Below are 4,554 nucleotides of genomic sequence, written 5' to 3'. Positions count from 1 at the left end.
CGCCGTGGACGCCGAGGACGTCCAGCCCGAGCCGGCGCGAGCGGGGCGCGGGCGTACGCGGACGCCGCTCGTCCAGCCGTCGCAGCCGCAGCTCGGCCTCGGCCGCGGCGACGGTCGCGCGCACCAGCGACAGGCTCTGCGCGCCGACCACCTCGGGCCCGCCGGTGAGGTCGACGGCCCCGATCACCCGGCCGGTGTCGGGGTCGTGGATCGGTGCGGCCGAGCAGCTCCAGGAGGTGACCGGTCGGCTGAGGTGCTCGGGGCCGAAGATCTGCACCGGGGCGTCCAGGGCCAGTGCGGTGCCCGGGGCGTTGGTCCCGGCGCTGGTCTCCGACCAGTCCGCCCCCGGCAGGAAGTGCATCCGCTCCGCGGCCCTGGCCAGCTCGGGGGCGCCCTCCACCCACAGCAGCTGGCCGCAGGCGTCGCTGACCGCCACCAGCAGACCCGCGTCGACCGCGGCCTCGACCAGCAGCCGGCGCACCACCGGCATCACCGCGGCCAGCGGATGGCGCTCGCGGAGCTCGGCCAGGGTCGCCTCGTCCAGCCGGATGGTCGGCAGCGATCGCTCGGGGTCGATCCCGTGGCCGAGGCTGCGCCGCCAGGACTCCGCCACCACCGGGCGCACGGCGGGGTCGGCCGCCCCGGTGCTGAGGAACGTGTCGTGGGCACGGTGCAGCGAGGACGCCAGGTGCCGCAGATCGACACCGCGAGGCACCGCCACCTCGGAACCCATGCTGCGGAGTGTACGGAGCGCCCCGGTCCAGCGAGCACCGGTCCGGCTACCGTGGGCGCGGTGTGGATCGGCTGGATCGAGTTCGACCTGCTGCTCGGCGACGTGCACTCGCTCAAGGCCAAGCGCTCGGTGGTGCGGCCGCTGGTGGCCGAGCTGCGCCGGCGTTTCGAGCTGAGCGTGGCCGAGTCCGGCCACCTCGACCTGCACCGGCGGGCGGCCGTCGGGGCGAGCGCGGTGGCCGCCGACCCGGGTCACGTGCGCGACGTGCTGGACGCGGTCGAACGGGCCGTCGCGGCGCGTCCCGAGGTGGACCTGCTGTCGGCCCGCCGGGGCCTGCACTCCAGCGATGACTAGGGTCGGGAAGCCTTGCCTACGCCTTCTCAGTCTTCCCTGACCGGGGGGTGGGCGTCCTAGCGTGAGCCGCAGGACGACACCGACCGACCCGAAGGGAGAGCCATGACCGTCACCGAGCTTCCCACCGTGCACGACTGCACCGTCACCGGCTGCTCGTACAACCACGACACCGAGTGCCACGCGGGTGCCATCAACGTCACCGGCTCCCACGCCGGCTGCGCCACCTTCATCGAGCTCGGTCAGCACGGCGAGCTCACGCGCAACGTCGCCTTCGTCGGCGCCTGCCACCGCAGCGACTGCGTCCACAACGAGGGCCTGGAGTGCCACGCCGAGTTCATCCGCGTGGGCGCCAAGGAGGAGCCGGCCGACTGCCTCACCTACCAGGCCCGCTGAGCCTGGCCGGGCTGAGCCCGCCGCCACCCGACCCGCGGTCGCGGCGGGCCCGGCGCAGTAGCGTGCGGGCGTGCTGACCCCGCTGCAGCTGGCCCTCGACCTGGGCGGCGTCTTCGTGTTCGGGCTGTCGGGGGCGCTGGTCGGCGTCCGCAACCGGCTCGACGTGCTGGGCATCCTGGTGCTGGCCGGGCTCACCGGGCTCGGCGGCGGGGTGGTCCGCGACGTCCTCATCGGCTCGGTGCCGCCGTCGAACCTGGCCGACTGGCGCTACCTGCTGGTCCCGGCGGTCGCCGGGCTCATCGCCTTCCGCTTCCACCCCCGGCTCAGCCGGATCGAGCGCCACATCAACTGGTTCGACGCCCTCGGTCTCGGGCTGTTCTGCGTCACCGGCGCGGCGAAGGCGCTGCAGTTCGGGCTCAACCCGGTGGCCGCCGCGGTGCTCGGCGTGCTCACCGCCGTCGGCGGCGGCATCCTGCGCGACGTGGTGGCCGGACGCACCCCGCTGGTGATCCGCAACGACGAGGTCTACGCGCTGGCCGCCCTGGCCGGCGCCGGCGTGGTCGTGGTCGCCTGGGAGACCGGCTGGTACGCCCCCTGGGTGGCGGTCGCCGGCGCCGCGGTCTGCATCGCGCTGCGCCTGCTGGCGATCCGCTACTCCTGGCGGGTGCCGCGGGCGCAGAACCCCGACTGAGGCCGGACGTCCCGGCCCCTGGCCCGACGCCCGGGCCGGCGCTACCGTGCTGCCGTGGCCGAGATCGTCGGGCGTGACCTCAGCGACTCGCGGTTCGAGCGGGTCGACCTCAGCCGGACCCGGTTCCGGTCGATCGACCTGGCCGGCACCCGCTTCCACGACGTCAACCTCTACCGCGCGGTGCTGCGCGCCGCCTGGCTGGTCGAGGTCGACATCACCGGCGAGATCCGCGACCTCACCATCAACGGCGTCGACGTCGGCCCGCTGGTCGAGGCCGAGCTCGACCGGCGCGACCCCGAGCGGGTGCTGATGCGCCCGACCGATCCCGACGGCTTCCGCCGCGCCTGGGACGTGGTCGAGCACCGCTGGGAGGAGACCGTGGCCCGGGCCCGGGAGCTGGCACCGGAGCAGCTGCACGTCTCGGTCGACGGCGAGTGGAGCTTCACCGAGACCCTGCGCCACCTGCTCTTCGCCACCGACGCCTGGGTGGGCCGGGCGGTGCTCGGCGATCCCGCCCCGTGGCACCCGCTCGACCTGCCCTGGGACGAGCTGTCCGACGGCCCGGGCGTGCCCCGCGACCGCGCCGCACGACCGTCGCTGGAGGAGGTTCTCGCACTGCGGCGGGAGCGGATGGCCACCGTGCGCCGCGTGCTGGACGAGCTCACCCCGGCACGCCTGGAGGAGAGCACCACCCCGGTCGACGGGCCGGGCTGGCCGCCGGCCGAGGCCTACCCGGTGCGGGAGTGCCTGCTGACGGTGCTCAACGAGGAGTGGGAGCACCGCCGCTACGCCGAACGCGACCTCGCGGTGCTGGAGCGGGGCGGACCCGCCCCGGCGGACGGCTAGGCCTCTCGTGGCCGACACCAGCACCGACGTCCTCGTGGTCGGCGCCGGCCCGACCGGGCTGATGCTCGCCGCCTGGCTGGCCCGACTCGGCGTCGACGCGGTGCTGGTGGACGACGGCGAGGGCCCGACCCAGGAGTCGCGGGCGGTCGTGGTGCAGGCCCGCTCGATGGAGCTCTACGCCCAGCTCGGCATGGTCGACGCCGTCCGCGACCGCGTCACCTGGGCGCGCCGGCTCCGTCCCGGGTGGGAGGACCGCCCGGCCCTCGGCGGCGCGCTGCCGGTGGCCGACATGATGCGCGGGCTGACGCCCTACCCGGGCGTCCACGTGCTGGAGCAGTCGGCCAACGAGCGGCTGCTGGGGGCGCGGCTCCGCGAGCTCGGCGGGCAGGTGACCTGGCGGCACCGGCTCACCGACCTGCACCACGACGCCGACGGCGTCACCGCCGAGCTGGACACCCCCACCGGCCGTCGCCGGCTGACTGCGCGCTGGGTGGTCGGCGCGGACGGCGCCCGCTCGGCGGTGCGGGGCCGGGCCGGGGTGGCGTTTCCCGGCCGCACCCACGAGCAGACCTTCTGGGTGGCCGACGCGCACGGCGTCGACGGGCTGGTCGACGCCACCATCACGGTGCGCGGCGGGCGGGACCGGTTCCTGCTCACCTTCCCGCTCGGGCCCGACCACCATCGTCTGATCGGCGTCGCCGAGGGCGAGGACGTCGACCTCGGGCGGACCCGGCAGCAGGTGGCCGAGCGGTTCGGGATCACGATGCCCGAGCCCACCTGGTTCGCGACCTACCGGCTCCACCACCGGGTCGCCGACCGCTTCCGCGCCGGCCGGGCGCTGCTGGCCGGGGACGCCGCGCACGTGCACTCCCCCGTCGGCGGGCAGGGCATGAACACCGGTCTGCAGGACGCCCACAACCTCGCCCTCGCGCTGGGCGACGTCCTCGCCGGGCACGCCGACGACGTCCGGCTGGACCGCTACCAGGCCGAACGGCGCCCGGTGGCCGAGCGGCTGGTCGGCACCACCGACCGGCTGTTCGCCACCGTCGTCGACCCCTCCCCGCGGGCCGTCGCCGCCCGGCGGGTGGTGTTCCCGGTGCTGGCCCCGCTGCTCGCGACCGTGGTGCCCCGGCTGCCGCTGTCTGGGCGGATGGCCGGCTACGTCGGCCAGCTGCGGATCCACTACTGGATGACCCCGGACGCCGAGCGCGAGGCGGGTGGGCGCCGCGGCCGGGTGGTCGGGCGCCGGCTGCCCTGGACCGGCGCCAACCACGACGTGCTGCGGGCGGGCGGCTGGCAGGTGCACGCCTACGGCCCCACCCTGCCTCAGCTGCCCGGGCTGCCCTCGCTGGTCCGCGTGGGCCACCGCTTCGACCCGCGCCCCGATCTCGGGCTGGACGCCGGACGGTGGCTGCTGGTGCGCCCCGACGGGTTCGTCGCCGCGGCCGCCGAGCCCGGGCGGGCGGCGTCCGTCTTCACCGACGTGCTGCGCGCCCAGGGCTACCGCGACGCGGCGCTGCGGCCCCACCCGGCACCC

Annotated in this window: 6 protein-coding genes; 5 read left to right on the top strand and 1 reads right to left on the bottom strand. The window is 75.9% G+C overall.

Going from position 1 to position 4,554, the window contains the following annotated elements; genetic code table 11:
• The coding region (locus DVA66_RS17390; RefSeq protein WP_332872884.1) for a GAF domain-containing protein at window positions 1-733 on the bottom strand (733 nt) is incomplete at its 3' end.
• Window positions 734-793: 60 nt separating this feature from the next.
• Between DVA66_RS17390 and DVA66_RS17385 the strand changes: the two genes are divergently transcribed.
• The 5 genes from DVA66_RS17385 to DVA66_RS17365 form a co-directional block, all read left to right on the top strand.
• Window positions 794-1,087 carry a DUF503 domain-containing protein gene (locus DVA66_RS17385; protein ID WP_114561193.1) on the top strand — a complete coding sequence of 98 codons (294 nt, stop codon included), beginning with the start codon at window positions 794-796 and terminating at the stop codon, window positions 1,085-1,087.
• A 102-nt stretch (window positions 1,088-1,189) separates the two neighbouring features.
• The gene (locus tag DVA66_RS17380) at window positions 1,190-1,480 is read left to right on the top strand and encodes a DUF1540 domain-containing protein (RefSeq protein ID WP_114561191.1); all 291 of its coding nucleotides are present in this window, start codon (window positions 1,190-1,192) and stop codon (window positions 1,478-1,480) included.
• A 70-nt stretch (window positions 1,481-1,550) separates the two neighbouring features.
• Window positions 1,551-2,171, top strand: coding sequence for a trimeric intracellular cation channel family protein (locus tag DVA66_RS17375; RefSeq protein ID WP_232822040.1), 621 nt, complete (start codon window positions 1,551-1,553; stop codon window positions 2,169-2,171).
• 54 nt (window positions 2,172-2,225) lie between these two features.
• Window positions 2,226-3,017: a DinB family protein gene (locus DVA66_RS17370; protein WP_114561190.1), complete on the top strand. Its 792-nt coding sequence runs from the start codon at window positions 2,226-2,228 to the stop codon at window positions 3,015-3,017.
• A gap of 7 nt (window positions 3,018-3,024) precedes the next feature.
• Window positions 3,025-4,554 (top strand): FAD-dependent monooxygenase (locus DVA66_RS17365; RefSeq protein ID WP_114561189.1); only part of this gene is annotated, 1,530 nt, incomplete at its 3' end.

Source organism: Desertihabitans aurantiacus (genome assembly GCF_003344635.1).
GTDB classification, from domain to species: domain Bacteria; phylum Actinomycetota; class Actinomycetes; order Propionibacteriales; family Propionibacteriaceae; genus Desertihabitans; species Desertihabitans aurantiacus.
Note: the sequence above shows the minus strand (reverse complement) of the source record. Positions and strands in the feature narration are given on the sequence as shown.